General features: G+C 54.3%; 24 protein-coding genes and 2 tRNA genes. 15 read left to right on the top strand and 11 right to left on the bottom strand.

Annotation, left to right across the window (positions count from 1 at the left end; all coding sequences use genetic code 11):
* Positions 1-1,284 (top strand): iron uptake transporter deferrochelatase/peroxidase subunit, encoded by a 1,284-nt coding sequence (efeB, locus tag AM329_RS08915; protein ID WP_032608985.1) that lies wholly within the window; start codon positions 1-3, stop codon positions 1,282-1,284.
* 500 nt (positions 1,285-1,784) lie between these two features.
* Complete coding sequence (gene phoH, locus AM329_RS08910; protein ID WP_003858070.1) at positions 1,785-2,573, top strand: phosphate starvation-inducible protein PhoH; 789 nt, start codon at positions 1,785-1,787, stop codon at positions 2,571-2,573.
* Between the two features lie 475 nt (positions 2,574-3,048).
* On the opposite strand, the gene AM329_RS08900 is transcribed toward phoH, so the two are convergent.
* The 3 genes from AM329_RS08900 to AM329_RS08890 form a co-directional block, all read right to left on the bottom strand.
* Positions 3,049-3,136, bottom strand: a tRNA-Ser gene (locus AM329_RS08900).
* 137 nt (positions 3,137-3,273) lie between these two features.
* Positions 3,274-3,951: an isochorismatase family protein gene (locus AM329_RS08895; RefSeq protein WP_003858068.1), complete on the bottom strand. Its 678-nt coding sequence runs from the start codon at positions 3,949-3,951 to the stop codon at positions 3,274-3,276.
* Between the two features lie 19 nt (positions 3,952-3,970).
* On the bottom strand, positions 3,971-4,831 hold the full coding sequence (locus AM329_RS08890; protein WP_032608986.1) for a pirin family protein: 861 nt from the start codon (positions 4,829-4,831) through the stop codon (positions 3,971-3,973).
* Between the two features lie 109 nt (positions 4,832-4,940).
* Between AM329_RS08890 and AM329_RS08885 the strand changes: the two genes are divergently transcribed.
* Complete coding sequence (locus tag AM329_RS08885) at positions 4,941-5,846, top strand: LysR family transcriptional regulator (protein WP_023324439.1); 906 nt, start codon at positions 4,941-4,943, stop codon at positions 5,844-5,846.
* A gap of 131 nt (positions 5,847-5,977) precedes the next feature.
* Here AM329_RS08885 and AM329_RS08880 read toward each other — a convergent pair.
* Positions 5,978-6,065 (bottom strand) — tRNA-Ser (locus AM329_RS08880).
* A gap of 229 nt (positions 6,066-6,294) precedes the next feature.
* Between AM329_RS08880 and ghrA the strand changes: the two genes are divergently transcribed.
* The 4 genes from ghrA to AM329_RS08860 all read left to right on the top strand — a co-directional run bounded on the left by ghrA (position 6,295) and on the right by AM329_RS08860 (position 9,208).
* The gene (gene ghrA, locus AM329_RS08875; protein WP_032608987.1) at positions 6,295-7,233 is read left to right on the top strand and encodes a glyoxylate/hydroxypyruvate reductase GhrA; all 939 of its coding nucleotides are present in this window, start codon (positions 6,295-6,297) and stop codon (positions 7,231-7,233) included.
* Between the two features lie 84 nt (positions 7,234-7,317).
* The gene (locus AM329_RS08870; RefSeq protein ID WP_032608988.1) at positions 7,318-8,055 is read left to right on the top strand and encodes a phosphatase; all 738 of its coding nucleotides are present in this window, start codon (positions 7,318-7,320) and stop codon (positions 8,053-8,055) included.
* A gap of 19 nt (positions 8,056-8,074) precedes the next feature.
* Positions 8,075-8,629 carry a molecular chaperone gene (locus tag AM329_RS08865; protein ID WP_003858059.1) on the top strand — a complete coding sequence of 185 codons (555 nt, stop codon included), beginning with the start codon at positions 8,075-8,077 and terminating at the stop codon, positions 8,627-8,629.
* Between the two features lie 96 nt (positions 8,630-8,725).
* A complete protein-coding gene (locus AM329_RS08860) occupies positions 8,726-9,208 on the top strand; it encodes a DUF1097 domain-containing protein (RefSeq protein WP_057979956.1) in 483 nt (160 codons plus the stop codon).
* Between the two features lie 43 nt (positions 9,209-9,251).
* Here the strand turns inward: AM329_RS08860 and csgG are convergent, their stop codons facing one another.
* The 4 genes from csgG to csgD are packed head-to-tail and all read right to left on the bottom strand — an operon-like array spanning position 9,252 to position 11,599.
* A complete protein-coding gene (gene csgG, locus AM329_RS08855; RefSeq protein ID WP_003858055.1) occupies positions 9,252-10,085 on the bottom strand; it encodes a curli production assembly/transport protein CsgG in 834 nt (277 codons plus the stop codon).
* A gap of 26 nt (positions 10,086-10,111) precedes the next feature.
* Positions 10,112-10,528, bottom strand: a complete 417-nt coding sequence (gene csgF, locus AM329_RS08850) for a curli production assembly/transport protein CsgF (RefSeq protein ID WP_032608989.1) — start codon at positions 10,526-10,528, stop codon at positions 10,112-10,114.
* 26 nt (positions 10,529-10,554) lie between these two features.
* A complete protein-coding gene (gene csgE, locus AM329_RS08845) occupies positions 10,555-10,944 on the bottom strand; it encodes a curli production assembly/transport protein CsgE (protein WP_032608990.1) in 390 nt (129 codons plus the stop codon).
* Between the two features lie 4 nt (positions 10,945-10,948).
* On the bottom strand, positions 10,949-11,599 hold the full coding sequence (gene csgD / locus AM329_RS08840) for a biofilm master transcriptional regulator CsgD (RefSeq protein ID WP_003858049.1): 651 nt from the start codon (positions 11,597-11,599) through the stop codon (positions 10,949-10,951).
* A 743-nt stretch (positions 11,600-12,342) separates the two neighbouring features.
* Here csgD and csgB point away from each other — a divergent pair.
* The 5 genes from csgB (at position 12,343) to ymdB (ending at position 14,773) form a co-directional block, all read left to right on the top strand.
* A complete protein-coding gene (gene csgB / locus AM329_RS08830; RefSeq protein ID WP_003858046.1) occupies positions 12,343-12,798 on the top strand; it encodes a curli minor subunit CsgB in 456 nt (151 codons plus the stop codon).
* 39 nt (positions 12,799-12,837) lie between these two features.
* Positions 12,838-13,293, top strand: coding sequence for a curli major subunit CsgA (gene csgA / locus AM329_RS08825; protein ID WP_003858043.1), 456 nt, complete (start codon positions 12,838-12,840; stop codon positions 13,291-13,293).
* Between the two features lie 56 nt (positions 13,294-13,349).
* On the top strand, positions 13,350-13,682 hold the full coding sequence (gene csgC / locus AM329_RS08820) for a curli assembly chaperone CsgC (protein WP_032608992.1): 333 nt from the start codon (positions 13,350-13,352) through the stop codon (positions 13,680-13,682).
* Positions 13,683-13,835: 153 nt separating this feature from the next.
* On the top strand, positions 13,836-14,156 hold the full coding sequence (locus AM329_RS08815; protein ID WP_003858038.1) for a type 1 fimbrial protein: 321 nt from the start codon (positions 13,836-13,838) through the stop codon (positions 14,154-14,156).
* A gap of 80 nt (positions 14,157-14,236) precedes the next feature.
* Positions 14,237-14,773, top strand: a complete 537-nt coding sequence (gene ymdB / locus AM329_RS08810; RefSeq protein ID WP_023324442.1) for an O-acetyl-ADP-ribose deacetylase — start codon at positions 14,237-14,239, stop codon at positions 14,771-14,773.
* Positions 14,774-14,814: 41 nt separating this feature from the next.
* On the opposite strand, the gene mdoC is transcribed toward ymdB, so the two are convergent.
* Positions 14,815-15,954, bottom strand: a complete 1,140-nt coding sequence (mdoC, locus tag AM329_RS08805) for a glucans biosynthesis protein MdoC (protein ID WP_032608993.1) — start codon at positions 15,952-15,954, stop codon at positions 14,815-14,817.
* Positions 15,955-16,209: 255 nt separating this feature from the next.
* Here mdoC and mdoG point away from each other — a divergent pair, with 255 nt between their 5' ends.
* From mdoG to AM329_RS08785, 3 genes are all read left to right on the top strand, one after another.
* Complete coding sequence (gene mdoG, locus AM329_RS08795) at positions 16,210-17,763, top strand: glucans biosynthesis protein MdoG (RefSeq protein WP_032608994.1); 1,554 nt, start codon at positions 16,210-16,212, stop codon at positions 17,761-17,763.
* A complete protein-coding gene (mdoH, locus tag AM329_RS08790) occupies positions 17,756-20,284 on the top strand; it encodes a glucans biosynthesis glucosyltransferase MdoH (RefSeq protein WP_015570846.1) in 2,529 nt (842 codons plus the stop codon). The genes mdoG and mdoH overlap by 8 nt, the downstream gene beginning before the upstream one ends.
* An 84-nt stretch (positions 20,285-20,368) precedes the next feature.
* Positions 20,369-20,596: a YceK/YidQ family lipoprotein gene (locus AM329_RS08785; RefSeq protein ID WP_003858030.1), complete on the top strand. Its 228-nt coding sequence runs from the start codon at positions 20,369-20,371 to the stop codon at positions 20,594-20,596.
* A 7-nt stretch (positions 20,597-20,603) separates the two neighbouring features.
* On the opposite strand, the gene AM329_RS08780 is transcribed toward AM329_RS08785, so the two are convergent.
* Both AM329_RS08780 and mdtG read right to left on the bottom strand, forming a co-directional pair.
* Entirely contained in the window at positions 20,604-20,978 is a 375-nt protein-coding gene (locus AM329_RS08780; RefSeq protein ID WP_003858026.1) for a MysB family protein, read from the bottom strand.
* A gap of 79 nt (positions 20,979-21,057) precedes the next feature.
* Positions 21,058-22,293 carry a multidrug efflux MFS transporter MdtG gene (gene mdtG, locus AM329_RS08775; protein ID WP_032608995.1) on the bottom strand — a complete coding sequence of 412 codons (1,236 nt, stop codon included), beginning with the start codon at positions 22,291-22,293 and terminating at the stop codon, positions 21,058-21,060.
* Positions 22,294-22,311 lie beyond the last annotated feature (18 nt).

The following is a 22,311-nucleotide window of genomic DNA, read 5'->3' as shown; positions in this document are numbered from 1 at the left end:
ATGAACGAGCATGACGAGTACGACGTGGCGGAACCTTCCCGACGTCGGTTGTTAAAAGGGGTAGGGGCGCTGGGCGGCGCGTTTGCCCTGGCGGGCGGCTGTCCGGTGGCGCATGCGGCAAAACCGCAAAGCGCCCCCGGCACGCTCTCCCCGGACGCGCGTATGGAAACGCAGCCGTTTTATGGTGAGCACCAGGCGGGGATCCTGACGCCGCAGCAGGCCTCGATGATGCTGGTGGCTTTCGATTCGTTGGCGAGTGATAAGGCCGACCTTGAGCGTCTGTTCAGGCTATTAACCACGCGCATTACCTTCCTCACCGCCGGCGGTCCGGCACCGGAAACACCGAATCCGCGCCTGCCGCCGATGGATTCCGGGATCCTCGGGGCGTTTATCGCTCCCGATAATCTGACCATCACCGTGTCGGTGGGGGAATCACTATTTGATGATCGCTACGGTCTGGCGAAGCAGAAGCCGAAAGCGCTGCAAAAAATGACGCGATTCCCGAATGATTCTCTCGACGCGGCGCTGTGCCACGGCGATCTGCTGTTGCAGATCTGCGCTAATACCCAGGATACGGTGATCCACGCCCTGCGCGATATTATCAAGCACACCCCGGATCTGCTGAGCGTGCGCTGGAAGCGGGAAGGTTTTATCTCTGACCACGCCGCGCGCAGTAAAGGGAAAGAGACGCCGGTCAACCTGCTGGGCTTCAAAGACGGTACCGCCAACCCGGACAGCAGCAATACCGCGTTGATGAACAAGGTGGTCTGGGTTACGGCGGATCAGGGCGAACCGGCCTGGGCGGTGGGCGGCAGCTATCAGGCGGTGCGTATCATTCAGTTTCACGTGGAGTTCTGGGACCGCACGCCGCTGAAAGAGCAGCAGACTATCTTCGGCCGCGATAAGCAAACCGGCGCACCGCTCGGCATGAAGCTCGAGCACGATGAACCCGACTACGCCCGCGATCCGAACGGGGATGTCATCGCGCTGGACAGCCATATTCGCCTCGCCAATCCTCGCACCAAAGAGACGCAATCCAGCCTGATGATGCGCAGGGGTTACAGCTACTCGCTGGGGGTGACCAACTCCGGGCAGCTTGATATGGGACTGCTGTTTGTCTGCTATCAGCACGATCTGGAGAAGGGATTCCTAACCGTGCAGAAGCGGCTCAACGGCGAAGCGCTGGAAGAGTACATTAAGCCCATCGGCGGCGGCTATTTCTTTGCCCTGCCCGGCGCGCGTGACGCGAACGCCTGGCTCGCTCAGGGTCTCATAGAAGCCTGATAATCGTCCCTGCGACAGTTCGCGGGGACATTATTTTTTTCCCGGACTATCTTATTGTTATATTTCTGTAATATTTCTATATAAGACTGATTTTCCATGTAGGGGCAGTCCGAAAAGTTGCATTCAGGTAAAATAAATGTTGCATTTATGATAATTCCTGATGTACTTAAGAGAAGACAGCGGTAGTTCCCGGCAGTGATGTTAACTCACTATGGAGATCGCGAATGGTTGCGTCCTGTACTGGACAAGGTAAACATATCAACCGCAGTACCCGGCGCGGAGGCTCAGACTCCGGCAGCGATTTCTTCACCACCAAATTCTCTCCTTCACCTCAACAACCTTTTTCTACCGACGTGCATAACGGTGCGCGTAGCCGTTGTATATCGTCATCCGGTAATGCAAGCAATGGCTTACAAGGAAGCCAACCCTCTGATGTTCGTGCGCATAATCGTGCCGATGCTGGCGCGTGTGATGAATACCAACAACTCAAGGTGCTATCCATGGGAAGACAGAAAGCAGTGATCAAAGCTCGTCGCGAAGCAAAACGTGTGCTGAGACGGGATTCACGTAGTCATAAACAGCGTGAAGAAGAATCGGTCACCTCGCTTGTGCAGATGAGCGGCGTAGAATCGATTGGCATGGCGCGGGACAGCCGCGATGCATCGCCAATTGTGGCGCGAAATGAAGCTCAGGCGCACTACCTGAATGCTATCGAGAGTAAACAGCTCATCTTTGCAACCGGGGAAGCCGGATGCGGGAAAACCTGGATCAGCGCCGCCAAAGCGGCGGAGGCGCTGATTCATAAGGACGTGGAAAGGATCATCGTTACCCGTCCGGTACTGCAAGCGGATGAAGATCTGGGCTTCCTGCCTGGCGATATTTCCGAGAAGTTTGCCCCGTACTTCAGGCCCGTCTATGACGTGCTGGTGAAGCGGTTGGGCGCTTCCTTTATGCAGTACTGCCTGCGACCAGAGATTGGCAAGGTGGAAATCGCGCCGTTCGCCTATATGCGCGGACGTACATTTGAAAATGCGGTCGTTATTCTTGACGAGGCTCAGAACGTGACCGCTGCGCAAATGAAGATGTTTTTAACGCGCCTCGGGGAGAACGTGACGGTGATCGTCAACGGCGATATTACCCAGTGTGACCTGCCGTCGGGCGTGAAGTCCGGCCTGAGCGATGCCATGTCACGTTTTGAGGAAGATGAGATGATAGGGGTGGTCCGCTTCACAAAAGAGGACTGCGTCCGCTCGGCGCTCTGCCAGCGCACGCTACAAGCGTATTATTGAATATGCTGTTGTGTTCAAGGCCCGGGAAACCGGGCTTTGTTTTTTGTGCATTTTATCCCCTCTTCCCTGGGGAGAGGGTTAGGGTGAGGGGCTCAGGCCGCACCGAACTGCATATAGCACTGGGGGGATTGACTCGCTGCGCTCGCCCTGCGGGCAGCCTGTTCGCTTCGCTCTCAGTCTGTCCAACTGGCTGCGCCAGTTGTCGAACCCCGGCCGGGGGTTCTCATTCCCCACAAAGGCGTACAACATGCAAAAAAAAAGCCCGCATTTTCATGCGAGCTCTTCTTCAAATATGGCGGTGAGGGGGGGATTGACTCGCTGCGCTCGCCCTGCGGGCAGCCTGTTCGCTACGCTCTCAGTCTGTCCAACTGGCTGCGCCAGTTGTCGAACCCCGGTCGGGGGCTCTCATTCCCCCCAAAGGCGTACAACATGCGAAAAAAAAGCCCGTATTTTCATGCGAGCTCTTCTTCAAATATGGCGGTGAGGGGGGGATTCGAACCCCCGATACGTTGCCGTATACACACTTTCCAGGCGTGCTCCTTCAGCCACTCGGACACCTCACCATATTGTTTTGCTGCCTGACCGCTTGGGGGGCAACGGGGCGCTACTATAGGGAGTTGCGCTAAAACGGTCAAGCAGATTTTCAGCATTCGTGCTTGTTCGGTTAAGCCTTAATCAGCTTATGTCGCAGCGCGCAGGGTTAACGCTGCGAATCGAGCACTTCGCTATTTTTCACCACGTCCTGCGCTTTGCTGTAACTTTCGATCAGCAGCTGGTAGGCCGGGAAGATGTGTGTGTACACCTCTGCCCATTCACCCGCATCTTCACGGTTCCACGTGCGCTGAATTTCGGAAGCAACAGCAGCCGTGTCCATCGGCACCACGCCTGCCTGCACCACGCGCGCCAGGGTGATCTCCTGCGCCATTTTGCTGTAGGTGCCGGAGGCATCAATCACCGCAAACACTTTATATCCGTCCGCCACCGCGCTGATGGACGGGAAGGCCATGCAGACGCTGGTGATCGTCCCCGCGATAATCAGCGTTTTGCGCCCGGTGGCTTTCACCGCCGCCACGAACTCCGGGTTATCCCAGGCGTTGATCTCACCCTTGCGTGCGACATACTGTGCGTGCGGCGCGTTGGCGTGGATCTCCGGGATAAGCGGGCCGTTTGGTCCCTGTGGAACCGACGCCGTGGTGATCACCGGGATCTTCGCCAGCGAGGCGATTTTTGCCAGCGCCGCTGCACGGGCGCGCAGCTCAGGCATTGGCATGTCTCCAACGGTCTGGAAAAGCCCGCTCTGGTGATCGATAAGCAGCATAACGGCATCGTTTACGTCAATAACGGGACGTGCACCGTTGAAGTTTGCAGGGGTAGACATAATGCGCTCCTTATTACGTTTAGATTTGGCCAAAGCGGCCGGAGTTGAAATCGCGAATAGCCTCGGCGATTTCGGTTTTACTGTTCATCACAAACGGGCCATAGCCCACGATGGGTTCATTCAGCGGCTCCCCGGCCATCAGCAGCACTTTGGCATCGCTGCTGGCTTCGAGATGCAGTTTGTCACCGCTCTGGCTCAGCACGACCAGTTGCGCCTCACCGGCAGGCGTGGTGCCGTTCACCGTCACGCTGCCTTCAACGACAACCAGCGCCGTGCTCCAGCCTTCGGGCTGATTAAGCGTCAGGTGGCTACCCTGATGCAGCGCGAGATCCCACACGTTCAGCGGTGAGAAGGTATGCGCCGGGCCGGTTACCTCTCCAAAGCGGCCAGCAATCACGCGCAATGTTCCGCTGTTATCTGGCAGGGTGACCACCGGGATATCCGCCTGAGTGATGCTCTGGTAGCCAGGCGTCGCCATTTTGTCCCTGGCGGGCAGGTTGACCCACAGCTGCATCATTTTCAGTTCACCGCCTTTCTGCGAAAACGCGCTGGAGTGGAACTCCTCGTGCAAAATGCCTGCGCCCGCCGTCATCCACTGCACGTCACCTGGACCAATAACGCCGCCTCTGCCGGTTGAATCACGGTGCTCCACTTCGCCTGAGTAGACGATGGTTACCGTTTCAAAACCGCGATGAGGATGCTCGCCCACGCCGCGTTTCGCGCCATCCGCCGGGAAGGTATGCGGTCCGGCGTAGTCCAGCAGCAGGAACGGGCTCAGGGGCTCGCCATGCGTCTGGTAAGAAAACATCGAACGAACCGGAAAACCGTCACCGACCCAGTGCGGACGAGGTGCGGTATACACGCCTGTTACGTTTTTCATGATTAACTCCTGATGTCCTGTTGATGGAATTAGCTTATATTCAGGGTTAATATCCCGGTAGATAGCAAAAATGACATTCACTGTTCCTTAAATGGAACAATGGAGGCGTATGCAGGACCTCAATGATTTCGTATGGTTTGTGAAGGTGGTGGAGCATGGCGGCTTTGCAGCGGCGGGTCGGGCGCTCGATCAGCCTAAGTCGAAACTGAGCCGTCGGATTGCGCAGCTGGAGGAACGCCTGGGTGTTCGGTTGATACAACGTACCACGCGGCAGTTTGCGGTGACGGAGGTGGGGCAGACATTCTATCAGCACTGTAAAGCTATGCTGGTGGAGGCTGAAGCTGCGGAGGAGGCGGTGGCTGCTTTACAGGCTGAGCCGCGTGGTATGGTCCGGATCACCTGTCCTGTCACCTTGCTGCACGTTCACGTGGGGCCCATGCTGGCGCGGTTTATGGCGCGCTATCCGGGGATCAACCTTCAGCTCGAAGCCACCAACCGCCGGGTCGATCTGGTGGCGGAGGGGGTGGATGTGGCGATCCGCGTTCGTCCGCGCCCGTTTGATGACAGCGATCTGGTATTAAGGGTGCTGGCGGACAGGGGACACTGTCTGGTTGCCGGGCCGGCACTGATTGAACGGATGGGCAACCCGGCGATGCCCTCTGAACTCAGCGAGTGGCCGGGGTTAAGTATGGGGGCGGGCAAGCACCTGCATAAGTGGGAATTGAACGGGCCGGAGGGCGCAAAGGCAGAAATTCACTTCACGCCACGCCTGGTGACTACCGACATGCTGGCGCTGCGGGAGGCGGCGATGGCGGGCGTGGGCGTGGTACAGCTGCCCATTTTGATGGTGAAGGATCAGCTGGCTTCAGGTGAACTTGTTCGGGTGCTGAATGCCTGGGAACCCAGACGGGAAGTGATCCATGCGGTGTATCCTTCCCGGCGCGGCCTGCTGCCATCGGTCAGGACGCTGGTGGATTTTCTCACCGAAGAGTATGCAAAGATGGTTGAAGACTAGCTTTTTGTAGGTCGGGTAAGCGTAGCGCCACCCGACACAATTACCGCAGGGGCTGCAAAGTTCGAATCCCCCACAGGCGTGCAACATGTGAAAAAAAAGCCCGCATTTTCATGCGAGCTCTTTTTCAAATATGGCGGTGAGGGGGGGATTCGAACCCCCGATACGTTGCCGTATACACACTTTCCAGGCGTGCTCCTTCAGCCACTCGGACACCTCACCATATTGTCATCCCGTTGTTGTCGGGACGGGCGCTAATGTAAGGAAAAGCCGTACTGCCGTCAACCCACTTTTTCAGTAATTTAGCGTGTTTAGACAAACTTCAGGCAACCTGATTCCGAAATGTGCGAAATGCGCCTCTTTTATCAGCAACGCGGTTTAGCGATAAATTTGTTATGCTGGCAAGCCAGTTGAAAATGAAAATAAAACAGCGCAATAAAAAGCAATGACTATGGATATTATCTTCTATCACCCCACTTTTGATACGGCTTACTGGATTAGCGCGCTCACGGCGGCTCTGCCTGGCGCACGCGTTCGCGAATGGAAACAGGGCGATAATGAACATGCCGACTACGCGCTGGTCTGGCATCCCCCGGTCGAAATGCTTCAGGGACGCCGTTTGAAGGCGGTGTTTGCTCTTGGTGCAGGGGTGGATTCCATTCTCAGTAAGCTGAAGGCACACCCTGAAATGCTGCCGGAAGATATTCCCCTGTTTCGTCTGGAAGATACCGGTATGGGGCAGCAGATGCAGGAATATGCCGTGAGCCAGGTGCTGCACTGGTTCCGCCGCTTCGACGATTATCAGGCGTTCAAACAGCAATCCCACTGGGAACCGCTCCCGGATTATCAGCGTGAAGATTTCACCATCGGCATCCTCGGCGCGGGTGTACTGGGCTCAAAAGTCGCCGAAGCGCTCGCCCCGTGGGGCTTCCCACTGCGCTGCTGGAGCCGGAGCCGTAAGGAGTATCCGGGCGTCGAGAGCTTTGCCGGAACGGACGAACTCCCGGCGTTCCTGAAAGGGACTCGCGTCCTCATTAACCTGCTGCCGAATACGGCGGAAACGGTCGGCATTATCAATGGCACGCTCCTCAACCAGTTGGCAGAAGACAGCTACTTAATGAACCTGGCGCGCGGGGTACACGTTGTGGAAGACGATCTGCTGAAAGCGCTGGATAGCGGTAAACTGAAAGGCGCAATGCTGGATGTGTATAGCCGCGAACCGCTGCCAAAAGACAGCCCGCTCTGGGCACATCCGCGCGTGGCGATGACGCCCCATATTGCGGCCGTGACGCGACCGGCGGAGGCCGTGGCGTACATCTCGCATACCATCAGCGAAATAGAGAAGGGTAACGCGGTGACCGGACAGGTCGACAGACAGCGAGGCTACTGAGAGAAACCCGGCGTTCGCCGGGTTTTTGCTAATATTCGCCGCTGATAACTGCTATCCTTTGGAAAAACCGCAGAGGAGAGAAAGATGTATCCCGTTGACCTGCATATGCACACCGTCGCCAGTACCCACGCTTACAGTAACCTCCATGATTATATCGCTCAGGCGAAGCTGAAAGGCATCAAACTGTTTGCGATAACCGATCACGGTCCGGATATGGCGGATGCGCCGCACTACTGGCATTTTGTGAATATGCGTATCTGGCCACGCCTGGTGGACGGTATCGGGATACTGCGCGGCATCGAAGCGAACATCAAAAATACTGACGGTGAGATTGACTGCACCGGCCCGATGCTGACCTCTTTAGATCTGATCCTCGCTGGCTTCCATGAGCCGGTCTTTGCGCCCCAGGATAAAGAGACCAACACCGCAGCGATGATTGCCACTATTGCCAGCGGCAACGTGCACATTATCAGCCACCCGGGAAATCCGAAATACCCGATTGATATTCAGGCCGTGGCGCAGGCGGCAGCGAAGCACCGCGTGGCGCTGGAGATTAACAACTCCTCCTTTGTTCACTCGCGTAAGGGCAGTGAAGCCAACTGCCGCGAAGTGGCGGCGGCCGTGAGTGACGCGGGCGGCATGGTGGCGCTGGGCTCTGATTCACACACGGCCTTCACGCTGGGGGATTTCAGCGAGTGCCTGAAAATATTGCGGGACGTGAATTTCCCGGAAGAACAGATCCTGAACGTCACGCCGCGTCGTATGCTCGACTTCCTTGAGTCGCGCGGCATGGCGCCGATTGATGAATTTGCCGATCTTTAATTAATAACGGAATAAAAACATGAATGAGTTTTCCATCCTTTGCCGCGTGCTGGGCACCTTATATTACCGCCAGCCGCAGGATCCGCTGCTGGTTCCGCTGTTTACCCTGATTCGTGAAGGTAAACTGGCGCAGAGCTGGCCGCTGGAACAGGATGAATTGCTGGAACGCTTGCAAAAAAGCTGCGATATGCAGCAGATTTCAACGGATTACAACGCGCTGTTTGTGGGGGAAGAGTGTCGCGTGTCGCCGTATCGTTCTGCCTGGCAGGAAGGTGCGACCGAAGCGGAAGTTCGGGCGTTTCTTTCAGAACGCGGCATGCCGCTGACGGATATGCCTGCCGATCATATCGGTACCCTGCTGCTGGCGGCCTCCTGGATTGAAGATAATGCAGGTGATGATGAGAACGAGGCGATTGAGACCCTGTTCGAAACGTATCTGCTGCCGTGGGTTGGCACCTTCCTGGGTAAAGTGGAAGCCCACGCCACTTCGCCATTCTGGAGAACGCTGGCTCCGCTGACGCGTGACGCTATCGCTGCTATGTGGGACGAGCTGGAAGAAGAGAACGAAGAGTGACTTGAATCACAAAAATCCTGCAACGATACATTTCAACTTGCACGTAATGTGCTTCTGATCTCATTTCTATGGTGCGCATCTGCTAAGATGCGCACCATGAACATATTACTTTGTATTGCAATCACGACTGGCATCCTCTCCGGCCTCTGGAGTTGGGTGGCTGTTTCTCTCGGCTTGTTGAGCTGGGCTGGTTTTCTTGGCTGCACGGCCTATTTCGCCTGCCCGCAGGGTGGTCTCAAGGGGCTCTTTATTTCAGGCTGCACGTTACTGAGTGGCGTGGTCTGGGCGCTGGTCATTATGAAAGGCAGCGCGCTGGCGCCGCATCTTGAAATCCTGGGGTACGCCATGACCGGCATTGTGGCCTTCCTGATGTGCGTTCAAGCAAAACATCTGCTGTTGTCCTTTGTGCCCGGCACATTCATGGGTGCCTGCGCGACCTTTGCAGGGCAGGGGGACTGGAAGCTGGTGGTCCCTTCGCTCATGCTGGGGTTACTGTTTGGCTACGCAATGAAGAACAGCGGCCTCTGGCTTGCGGCCCGACGCGAGAAGAGCCAGAGCGTTCCTGCGGTAAGTAAATAAAAAAAGGCGAGACGGAAATCTCGCCTTTTTTAAGCGCCGCCGATTATGACTCTGGCGGCACCGACATCTCACGATATTTCACCAGCACCGCATTACTCACGTCACTTTTATTCTGAAGATCCCACAAGCCGCGATCGATACCGTCATTAATGAGGAAAATCACGCCGGTTTCGATGGCCGACATCAGACACAGCATGACCGGCTCGTTAGAGGTATAGCCAATTTCACCCTCCAGCAGACGCTGGTAATCGATAAAGCGGAATACCCCGGCCTGCACTTCATAAGAGAGAATCGTTTTGCTGGTGGTCACCGAGGATAATATCTCACCCGTGCTCACGTTAACCACGCGCAGGTTGACGGCAATCTGGTCCAGCTGATACTGCGTGTCGGCCCCGATGCCAAAGTAACGCGCACCCGCGCCACCCGATTTCACGTTACTTTCGTAGCCGATAATCGAGCCTTCCACCATGATATTGGCTGCGGTGAGAGACTGTAGTGGCATGCGGTTATTGACGCCAACGGTACCATTCTCCTGCGCGGCACGAATGATTTTTCGTTCGTTAAGCAGGTTTTGCAGCCCCTGACGTTCCAGCGGGATAAACCAGCGAGAATCTTTCAGGGCGGTAACCAGCATCGCGGTGGCGCTCTGCGGTACGGCTGTCGAGAAGTTACTGGCCGGATACGGTTTGAACTGACCCGTCTCATCCTGAATGTTATACACCGAGACGAATATCTTTCCGGTTGGGACCGGCAGATGCGTCAGATCCCGATAGCTCTGGGCACGAGGCATCAGGGTGGGTTTAGCGGCTTCTTTTGGCGGGGCAGTTAAACAACCGCTTAATAAGCACACTGCAACTAAAATAAAAAAGCGCTGCATAATAATTGTCCTTATTTCGGGGTTGTTTAGAAATCAGTTGAATTGGTCTGCAAACCGGAAACCTGGATTGTCGACGTTTTACCGGTTTTTCGGTCTGTCACATTTAACTGAAGCTGCCCGTCTTTATTGGCAATATCGACGATAAAGTCGTTGGTGACCATCCGGCCGGGTTTTCCGGTATTAATGTTAGTTAATAAGCCACCTAATATTTGCGACTGGATGGCCTGAGTAAAATTATCCAGGGCTGACGGGGTCTCGATACCGAAATCATCGTCATAGCTGGGGTCTTTATAGGAGTTTTGAGCCTGAGCCTGGTTAAGCATAAAGGCTCCGTTATTCGGGTTGCCGCCAAAATTAGGGTTGCGGAACTGGAATGTCATATTTCCGGCCCAGCTCAACGGCGCAATGAGCATTAACGAAATCACTGTGTGTGCGAGACGCATTACAGCCTCCGAAATTGGTATCGTTGTTAGAACTCATCTTTTGCTAAATCGCCTGTGCTCAAAAGGGCTTTGTCTAACTGTAGGCGGTTAATAGCTTCTTCTGTTTGTGCCAGCGCGAAAGCGACGTTCTGATCGAAGTCTCTTTTCGTTGGGAATAAAAAAGTCTGGTAAATAACGTCCTGATTAGCGGTTATTGTGATCCAGCTTCCCCACCGCGCACTGGGCCGTTCGTTGATGGTTAAGTTACCCGGATAATCGCTTTCCCACTTATCGCTGAAGGCACGATAAAAATCGTGTCCGGCAGAGGTGACGGTGTGGTCGGTTAACAGTCCGGGAACTTCTACCTCAACAGCCTGAAGGTTTCCGGCAGCAAGCATAATGCCTGCGGCGGCAATCCAACTTAAGGTGCGTTTCATGCTATTAACGCCTGAGGTTATCGTTTGCCCACGACACCGCCTGCGTGCGATTTTTAACAGCTATCTTTTTGAAAAGATTATAAAGATGCGTCTTAACCGTATTTTCGCTGATAAATAACGAACGGGCGATTTCAATATTTGAAGCACCAATACGCAGTTTGTTCAGGATCTCTTTCTCACGGTGCGTCAGAAGGGCCGATTCCGAACTGTTATAGCGATAATTTCCGGAGTGGGTAATGAGGTAGCTGGCCAGTTTCTGCGAGAAATAACACTCCCCCCGCAATATGCCCTGCAAACCCTCCACGACACGGTTTTCTTCTTCAGTGACGTAAAACACGCCGTTAATATGCGGCCAGCTCTCAATTTCGCGGAAAGGATACTCATCAGGCGTATTTAATAACAATACGCGGATATTATTGTTTTTCCTGCTTAAATTATCTTGCCAGTAATGAATGAGTTTTTTATCCGCTTCCATCATATCGAGAAGAATGATGCTGCCAGAAGCGATATCATCAAAAGAACGTTGAATATTATGCAGTTTCCCGTTAAGAGACAGGCATTGCTTTAAATGCTGCAATAACGCTGTCGCTTGTAAGGAAGGTTTTGTGATCAACAATAATGTATGACCGGGTAAGCTATGGACTTCATTAAACATGATGAAACCCCACGTTATTTATGACACCCGGCAGTTGCCCTCGTATTATTGAAAAGGGCACCAGAGGTACTGACAGGTGTGGCACTGCTGTGTGTAGTTAAAAAACCTTCCTCCAAAGGAGGCGGTAAAATTAAAAACAAATAACGTACTGCTGTTTTCAATCTAGCTATTGCAAACTTTAAAGCAAGTGTTAATCGTGTAACAGAATGTAAAATTCGATATTAATTTGTGTATATTGCAGGGCTAATAGATTTTAAGATAAGGGGAAAGTTGTACATGTGTATAAACGTGCACAGATTTTAAAAACCATAAAGTATATTATAATGGGTTGAATTATTTGGCTTTGTATTATTCTAAGCCAGCCGGTAAAAAGTATGATCTCTGCTAAAAACATAAGACTTCCCTAAGCCAGAATTTTTTCTTAAGAAAACTTGCTTCGTGTCACGCGCGTGGCAAAGGGCATTGTCTTTTTTGTCTGAAGAAGCCGGTGCAGGTTGGACAGTCTGTCTCGCTGTTGTACAAGCGCAGGAAGACATTTTTGGTTTCTGCTTTAGGCGTGTATCCCGTCGTTTCAGGCGAGATTTACGACTTTGAGGTGAAGGAGAATATAAAAATAAGGCGCACGGGTGAGATATTAAACATGTTTCGGCAGACATACTCTTTTCCGTAACGCGGCGTTAACAAAACGAATCGCGTTAACGGAGCAAGAGATACTTTTTTATAGCCAGGTCCAGGGTGACAGCATGAAAAACAAAACGTTGTTTATGATGTTTACATTACTGGGTGCGCCTGGGTTTGTAATCGCAGGTGATTCAGATTTAGCCAGTTCTGAATATAATTTTGCGATAAATGAATTAAGTAAAGCTTCATACAATCAGGCAGCCATTATTGGTCAACAGGGTTCAGGAAATAATTCTGATGTACGCCAGGACGGTTCTAAATTGCTGTCCGTTATTTCTCAGGAGGGCGGGAATAACCGCGCGAATGTTGATCAGTCAGGGACGTATAACCTTGCTTATATCGATCAGACCGGCAACGGCAACGATGCGAGTATTAAGCAGGGCGCTTTTGGCAACACCGCCATGATTATCCAGAAAGGCTCGGGTAACAGGGCGAATATAACGCAGTATGGTACGCAGAAAACAGCAGTTGTAGTGCAGAGACAGTCGCAAATGGCTATTCGCGTTATTCAACGTTAGCGATGTGTGACGCCTTAATCAATCCGATGGGGGTTTACCATGAAACTTTTCAAAGTGGCAGTTATTGCAGCAATCGTAGTTTCTGGCAGTGCTTTCGCAGGTGCGGTACCACAATTTGGCGGCGGCCACGGTGGTGGCTGGGGTGGCGGCAATAACGGCCCTGACTCAACCCTGAGCATTTACCAGTACGGCGGCGGTAACTCCGCGCTTGCTTTGCAGACGGACGCCCGAGATTCTGAATTGACCATTACCCAGCATGGTGGTGGTAACGGCGCAGATGTTGGCCAGGGCTCTGATGACAGTTCTATCGATCTGCTGCAAAAAGGCTTTGGTAACAGCGCCACCATCGACCAGTGGAATAGCAAAGACTCTGTTATCAACGTGAAACAGTTCGGCGGCGGCAACGGCGCGGCGGTAGACCAGACAGCGTCCGGCTCAACGGTGACTGTGCACCAGGTTGGCTTTGGCAACAACGCGACCGCACACCAGTACTGATTCATTTCTGTACCAAAAAACAGGGCATGCGCCCTGTTTTTTTTCGGGAGGATCTCATGAGCACCTTCATTCTCCTTGCCGCGCTTGCCAGCCAGATAACGTTCAGCATCTCACAGCAGGCAAATATGACAACCATTATTCCTCAGGTCACGCTGGCAGACGCTTGCGAATGTCAGGTTGAGGTGTTATCTGTCCGACAGGGGCAGGGGGGACAAAGTACATCGCGGCAGAAAAATACTCTTTTTATACCCGCTAATCAGCCGATTGATTTAACGCGAATCAGTTTAAATATTCGCTCAGGGGATGCGGTAAAAATAATCGTCACCGTTTCCGATGGAAAATCGCTTCATTTATCACAGCAGTGGAACGCACCGGTAAGTGCGCTTTAATAATTCATGAAATCAATGATTTAATAAAGTGGCGGCGCTGCACAGGTAAGCTATGCTGATATCAAGAACCCAGTCATCGGGTTGCTTAAATTGATACTTCATAACGGAGCGTTTTTACCCCTCAAGGACGAATTTCATTGAGGAGTACAAATAATGTTCAAATCCGCAGCGTGTATTATTTCTGGTCTGGGACTGATCCTGTCCTCTTTTTTTTCTCCGGCTTATTCAGCAACTATAGAAAATGGTGGGGTGATTCATTTTCGTGGCGCGGTGGTCGCTGACCCGTGCGAAGTCACGCCCCGGCATCAGCAGTTTGCGATCTCCTGTCCGGAAAATAACCGTATGAAAACGCATACCATCAGTTATGACGAGGCGCTCCGGGGCCATCATCCTCATTCAGCTCTGGCCGCTGTCAGCATGAAATACCTGAATGAACAGAAAACGCTTGCGGTCGTTCAGGTGGATTACCGCTAACCGACGTTTTTTTCGCGGCAGTTTTTCTCCTTCTCCCTCTGCGATACACTGGTGAAAAAGGCGGGTTGCAGAGGGTGTTTATGAGACCGCAAATCGACGTTATTCATGGCGATATCACGACGGTGCGCGTTGACGTGATCGTCAACGCAGCCAATTCCTCCCTGATGGGTGGTGGCGGGGTGGACGGTGCCATTCACCGGGCCGCAGGCCCTCAACTCCTTGAAGCATGCAAAACCGTGCGTCAGCAGCAGGGAGAGTGCCCGCCGGGGCATGCTGTTATTACGCTTGCGGGCGATCTCCCGGCCAAAGCGGTGATCCATACCGTTGGACCCGTCTGGCACGGTGGCGACCGCCATGAGGCTGAGATTCTGGAGCAGGCGTATCGTAACTGCCTGCGGCTTGCGGCGGATAACGGGTATAAGACCATGGCGTTCCCCGCCATTAGCACCGGGGTGTTCGGTTATCCAAAGGAAGCAGCAGCTACGATCGCCGTGAATACCGTTTATCACTACCTTTCCCTCAAGCCCATGCCGGAAAAAGTCATTTTTGTCTGTTTCGATGAGCACACCGCCGACCTGTATCAGCGGATTTTGACCGCGCGCAGCCAGGCATTTTGATGTCTGAAGTGCAAAAACGGCGCCCTGGAGGCGCCGTTTTGTTATCCCGCTTTAACCTGAGGTTTGCCTGAGAACAGGAAACGCAAAAGCGGGATCCGCAGGTGGATTTCATACAACACGATGGCAATGCCAACCACAAAGACCAGGCCGGTGAAGAAGCCCAGCGCATTCGAGGCGATATGCGGCGTAATGTACGCCCCGAAAAACAGCGTCAGCGGATGGTGAACCAGGTAGATAAACAGCGAAGCATTAACGAAATAGGTGACGCGACTGGATTTAAAATTCAGCAGACGATGGCCAAGGGCGAACACCACGTTCACCATCCACAGGCCCATCAGCATCGTTATCACGCTCTCTGTCTCATACATCCACGCGTCCCCGCTGCCATAGCGCTGATTGAGAAGATAGGCGGCAAAGGCCAGCGCAGCACCCACCGCACACCAGGGGGAGGGGGTGGTAAACAGCGCTTTAAGCCGGGGATGAATAAATGCCAGCGCCCCAATCAGGAAGAAGGGAATGTAGAACAGGGTCTGCATCACCACGAAATTAAACAGCCCATCGCTCAGAATGGGAGGGTAGACAATGAGCAGGGTACGCCTGACGGCGGCATACGCGACCCCCAGCGCAAGAAACAGCAGCGACAGCTTGCCCAGGGTGATGTTGGCGAAGAAGGTCGAGGATGCGGTGCTCGCGCGCTGACGCAGCTGGCTGAAGATCAGCAAACTCACCATGGTTAGCACCACCAGTACCAGCAGGAACCAGAGGTGGGAAATAAGCTCCCAGACCAGGGTGTTGTATTTCTCATAGAAGGAGAGATTCGGCCAGTTTTCCGCCTTGCCTTTAACATGCTGCAACATGATGAACTGCGGCAGCGTCAGCAGCGGAATGGCCGTCAACATCGGTATGCCCACGCGCTCCACGCGCACTTTCCACCATCGCTTGAGGGGATAGCGCAAGAAGAGCATGTAAGAGAAATAACCGGAAATAACAAAAAACACCTGCATGCGGAAGGCATGGATAAAATCATTAAACAGCGTCAGCCACCAGGAGGGCATCTGGCTGTTCACGTGCCAGGTGTGGCTGGAATAGATCAGTGAAATATGAAAAGGGATCCCCAATAGCATGAGCCATGCGCGGATCGAGTCGAGGAAATATTCACGTTGTACAGGGGTTGTGCTCATATAACTTTGCGCATTCTCAGACTTTTCGCCTTATCCCTAAGGCTCATAATGGTTACATTCGGAGCCAACCCTACACCAAGACCGACACCCTGTCTCCAGGATAAGCACGCAAAGTGAAAAGCGGGTTCTTTCATTTGCTTAATCCATGAGCCAGCGAGCTGAACAAAGCAGTGATAATGTTGTCGGATTGCCTGAGTTTCCATTAAAATGGATCGGATCGATATAAGCACACAAAGGGGGAAGTGCTTACTTATTATGAAACATAAACCACAAATGATGAAAATGCGTTGGTTGGGTGTAGCAGTGCTGTTGTCACTGTATACCTCATCTGCACTGGCCTTTAACATCGATGATGTCGCAAAACAGGCAAAATCGATGGCGGGCAAGAGCTACGAAGCGCCAAAAAGTAACCTGCCCTCCGTTTTCCGCGACATGAAATACGCGGACTATCAGCAGATCCAGTTCAATCACGATAAAGCGTACTGGAACAATATTAAAACCCCGTTCAAGCTTGAATTTTACCACCAGGGTATGTACTTCGACACGCCAGTTGCCATCAATGAAGTGACGGCGACCGCGGTACGCAAAATCAAGTACAGCCCGGATTACTTCAATTTTGGCGATGTGCAACACGATAAAGACACGGTGAAAGACCTCGGCTTCGCAGGCTTCAAGGTGCTTTATCCGATTAACAGCAAAGATAAAAACGATGAAATCGTCAGCATGCTTGGCGCCAGCTACTTCCGCGTGATTGGCGCGGGGCAGGTGTACGGGCTTTCTGCGCGCGGTCTGGCAATTGATACCGCGCTGCCATCAGGTGAAGAATTTCCACGTTTTCGCGAGTTCTGGATCGAACGTCCAAAACCAACCGACAAACGTCTGACAATTTATGCGCTGCTGGACTCCCCTCGTGCGACCGGCGCTTATCGCTTCGTGATCATGCCAGGGCGTGACACGGTGGTTGACGTGCAGTCTAAAGTTTACCTGCGCGATAAAGTGGGCAAACTGGGCGTCGCACCGCTGACCAGTATGTTCCTGTTTGGGCCGAACCAGCCATCTCCGGCGACCAATTTCCGTCCTGAACTGCATGATTCCAATGGCCTCTCCATCCATGCCGGTAACGGCGAGTGGATCTGGCGTCCGCTGAACAACCCGAAACACCTCGCGGTCAGCAGCTTTGCGATGGAAAACCCGCAGGGCTTTGGTCTGCTGCAACGTGGCCGTCAGTTCTCCCGCTTTGAAGATCTGGATGACCGCTACGATCTGCGCCCAAGCGCCTGGGTTACGCCGAAAGGCGACTGGGGTAAAGGTAAGGTTGAGCTGGTTGAAATTCCAACCAACGATGAAACCAACGATAACATCGTGGCGTACTGGACACCGGATCAGCTGCCTGAAGCCGGTAAAGAGATGAACTTCAAGTATGCGATTACCTTCAGCCGTGACGAAGACAAGCTGCACGCACCGGATAACGCGTATGTGATGCAGACGCGTCGTTCAACGGGTGATGTGAAGCAGTCCAACCTGATTCGTCAGCCGGATGGCACGCTGGCATTTATCGTGGACTTCGCCGGGCAGGATATGAAAAAACTGGCGCCGGATACTGCCGTGACGGCACAGGCCAGCATTGGCGATAACGGTGAAATCGTTGAAAACGCCGTGCGGTACAACCCGGTCACCAAAGGGTGGCGTTTGACCCTGCGCGTGAAGGTGAAGGATCCGAAACAGACCACTGAAATGCGCGCCGCGCTGGTCAGTAACGATAAGCCGCTGAGTGAAACCTGGAGCTATCAGCTACCTGCCAATGAATAATACATCTGAATATATTGATGCCATGCCGCTGACGGACATTGAAAAAGCGGCGCTCCCTGCGAGCGACATCCGCGCGGTTCACACCGCGCTGGATGGTGAACATCGTCATTTTTCCCGTGATGATGATACGCCGCTGGGGTCAGTGAAGGCACGTCTGGAGCAGGCATGGCCGGACTCGCTGGCAGAAGGGCAGTTAATCAAGGATGACGAAGGGCGTGACCAGCTACAGGCGATGCCAAAGGCCACGCGTTCCTCCATGTTCCCCGATCCGTGGCGCACCAACCCGGTGGGCCGCTTCTGGGATCGTCTGCGTGGGCGTGACGTGACACCGCGCTATCTGTCACGTCTGACCAAAGAACAGCAGGCCTCCGAGCAGAAATGGCGTACCGTAGGAACGATTCGTCGTTACATTCTGCTGCTGCTGACGCTGGCGCAGACGGTTGTCGCCACCTGGTACATGAAAACCATTCTGCCGTACCAGGGCTGGGCGTTGATTAACCCTGCTGACATGATTGGCCAGGATATCTGGGTCTCCTTCATGCAGCTGCTGCCGTATATTTTACAGAGCGGCATTCTTCTGCTGTTCGCCGTGCTGTTCTGTTGGGTCTCCGCCGGGTTCTGGACGGCGCTGATGGGCTTCCTGCAACTGCTGATGGGGCGTGACAAATACAGCATTTCCGCGTCGACGGTCGGGGATGAACCCCTCAATCCTGAGCACCGTACCGCGCTGATCATGCCTATCTGTAACGAAGACGTTGACCGCGTATTCGCCGGGCTGCGTGCCACCTGGGAGTCCGTGAAGGCGACCGGTAACGCGGCGCATTTCGACGTCTATATCCTGAGCGACAGCTACAACCCGGATATTTGCGTGGCAGAGCAAAAAGCCTGGATGGAGCTGATTGCCGAGGTGCAGGGGGAAGGGCAGATCTTCTACCGCCGTCGTCGTCGTCGTGTTAAGCGTAAGAGCGGGAACATTGATGACTTCTGTCGTCGCTGGGGTAACCAGTACAGCTACATGGTGGTTCTGGATGCGGACTCCGTGATGAGCGGCGACTGCCTGAGCGGGCTGGTCCGTCTGATGGAAGCCAACCCGAACGCGGGTATTATTCAGTCCTCGCCAAAAGCGTCAGGTATGGACACGCTGTATGCGCGCTGCCAGCAGTTTGCGACCCGCGTCTACGGGCCGCTGTTTACTGCCGGTCTGCACTTCTGGCAGCTGGGTGAATCTCACTACTGGGGCCACAACGCCATTATCCGCGTGAAGCCATTCATCGAGCACTGTGCCCTGGCGCCGCTGCCGGGTGAAGGGTCGTTTGCCGGGTCCATTCTGTCGCATGACTTTGTGGAAGCTGCTCTGATGCGTCGTGCAGGGTGGGGCGTCTGGATTGCCTACGATCTGCCTGGCTCGTATGAAGAGCTGCCGCCGAACCTGCTGGATGAGCTCAAACGCGACCGCCGCTGGTGTCACGGTAACCTGATGAACTTCCGCCTGTTCCTGGTGAAAGGGATGCACCCTGTTCACCGTGCGGTGTTCCTGACGGGCGTTATGTCCTATCTGTCTGCGCCGCTGTGGTTTATGTTCCTGGCACTCTCGACCGCGTTGCAGGTTGTGCATGCTCTGACGGAGCCGCAATACTTCCTGCAACCGCGCCAGCTGTTCCCGGTGTGGCCGCAGTGGCGTCCGGAGCTGGCGATTGCGCTGTTCGCGTCGACCATGGTGCTGCTGTTCCTGCCTAAGCTGCTCAGTATCATTCTGATCTGGTGCAAAGGTTCGAAGGAGTACGGTGGCTTCTGCCGCGTGACCCTTTCACTGCTGCTGGAAGTGCTGTTCTCGGTCCTGCTGGCGCCGGTGCGTATGCTGTTCCATACGGTGTTTGTGGTGAGCGCGTTCCTGGGATGGGAAGTGGTGTGGAATTCACCGCAGCGTGACGATGACTCTACGCCGTGGAGTGAGGCCTTTATGCGCCACGGCTCTCAGCTGCTGCTGGGCCTGGTGTGGGCCGTTGGTATGGCCTGGCTGGATCTGCGTTTCCTGTTCTGGCTGGCGCCAATCGTCTTCTCGCTGATCCTGTCGCCGTTTGTGTCGGTGATCTCCAGCCGTTCCACGGTGGGCCTGCGTACCAAACGCTGGAAGCTGTTCCTGATCCCGGAAGAGTATTCTCCGCCGCAGGTGCTGGTGGATACCGATACCTATCTGGAGCAGAACCGCAAACGCACGCTGGATGATGGCTTTATGCACGCCGTGTTTAACCCGTCATTCAACGCGCTGGCAACCGCGATGGCGACGGCGCGTCACCGCGCCAGCCAGGTGCTGGAGATCGCCCGCGATCGCCACGTTGAGCAGGCGCTGAACGAGACGCCAGAAAAGCTTAACCGCGACCGTCGTCTGGTGCTGTTGAGCGATCCGGTGACGATGGCACGGCTTCACTACCGCGTGTGGTCCGCGCCGGAGAGATACTCTTCGTGGGTGAACTACTATAAGGACGTTAAGCTGAATCCGCTGGCACTGAAGGCGAAGTAAGTTGTTAAGTAGGGCGGGTAAGCGAAGCGCCACCCGCCAAATGAAATACCGGCTTAATCGCCGGTATTTTTTTAGAGGTCAGACATGAAAGTAATCATTGTCGTCATGATGGCATGCCTGCTCAGCGGCTGCGGCAGCATTATCAGCCGCACCATCCCCGGGCAGGGCCACGGGAATCAATACTACCCCGGCGTACAGTGGGACGTTCGCGATTCCGCATGGCGCTATCTCACCGTGCTCGATCTGCCGTTTTCGCTGATTTTCGACACGCTGTTGCTGCCCATTGATGCCAGTCACGGCCCTTACGAGTAACGGGAGCTCATCGCTCGTCCCATTCGTCCGCTGCGGCCTGACCCTCTTCGGTATCCAGCGGCGGTTCGAGCTGAAACTCGCCTTCGTCCCATTCGTGCAGCGTATTTTCTTCCAGCCACTCCTGACGTAACTCAATTTCGTCATAGTCGCCGTCGAATACTGCCTGTGCACCTTCACCACTCAGTATCGGCAGACATTCACCATCTTCACCTTCATCAGCAAAGAATTCGGCCTGCCACATAATATCGCCGTCCTGTAGGACGTATTTTTGGATATTGAGTTGTTGCACGTCAGCATCTTCTTCCTCAATGCCGGGATTATCGGCGAGGAACTCTTCGCGAGCGGCATCAATTGCTTCTTCCAGCGTGGCGTACATGGTCATTGGTGTCTCCCTGTTTTTCGTGAAGGTATTCAGGGAAAGAATAGCTGATTATGTGATTTTGCAAGTATGAATGCGAAAATTAGCCGTCACGATGTTGTCTTATTCGCCCCGGGCGTAGCGCCCGGGATAAGCTGAGCCACGAATAAACGGCGTTGAACAGCACGACGCCTGCCGTCACGATAAAGACCGCCCGGAAACCGAAACTGGCTGAAATCCCCGCACCGACCAGCGGCCCGGTGACGTTACCCAGATCGCGAAACGACTGGTTATAGCTGAAAATACGACCGGCTATCTGGTTGGTGGAATTATAGACCAGCAGCGTCTGCACGGCCGGGAGCAGTGCGCCATCGGCAGCCCCCAGCAGGAAGCGCAGGACGCCGAGCTGCCAGGGAGACTGCACCATCGCCATGGGGATCAGCAGCAGGACGGAGACGATCAGGGCGCAGATCAGGATCTTTTCCGGGCCGATACGGTCTCCCAGCTTGCCGAGCCGCGGCGCGCTCAGTAGCGCCGCCACGCCGGGAACAGAGGCGATCAGGCCGCTGATAAAGGCGATATTGCTGACGTTTCCCGCCAGATCGCGGACATAGAGCGTCAGAATAGGCGCGATTGAACCGGTGGCCACCTGGATAATCATGGTAGTCACAAACAGACTCAGCACCAGCTTTGGGTTTTTCAGCGAGGCCAGCACATCCCGGGCGTGCAGCATCTCTTTTTTGGCTACCGGCGTGAAATTCTCCCGGATACAGATAAGCGTCACCAGGAAGCAGAGGAACAGCACGCTGGCGGTAATGAAGAATACCGGCCGCAGTCCGTAGTGGTCGGCCAGCAGCCCGCCCGCCAGCGGGCCCAGCAGTGCGCCACTTACGCCGCCAGTAGAGAGCGTGCCCAACGCCCAGCCGCTTTTCTGGCGCGGGATTTGGGTGGCGATCAGGGCGTTGGCGTTAGGGATAAATCCCCCGAGCAGACCCAGGAGTGCGCGTAATATCAGGAACTGCCAGACGTTCTGCGCCACCCCCATCAGCAGCATAATGATCGCCATGCCGAGCGCGGAGCGCAGCAGCATAATTTTGCGGCCTTTGCGATCCGCCAGCCCACCCCAGAAAGGCGACGCAATGGCGGAGAACAGGAACGTAATGCTGAACACCAGGCCGGACCACATATTCAGGGCGCTATGTCCGGTGACGCCGAGCTGTTCAACGTAGAGGGGCAGGAAAGGCATCACCAGGCTAAAGGCGGCGCCAGTAAGAAAACAACCCAGCCACGCAACCGTCAGGTTACGTTTCCAGTTTATGGGAGCATCTGTGGGGGACATAACTATCCGCATAATGAG

Source organism: Enterobacter cloacae complex sp. AR_0002 (genome assembly GCF_001922365.1).
In the GTDB taxonomy this organism is placed as follows: Bacteria; Pseudomonadota; Gammaproteobacteria; order Enterobacterales; family Enterobacteriaceae; genus Enterobacter; species Enterobacter hormaechei_C.
The sequence above is the reverse complement of the archived record's forward strand: the minus strand, read 5'-3'. Positions and strand labels throughout refer to the sequence as shown.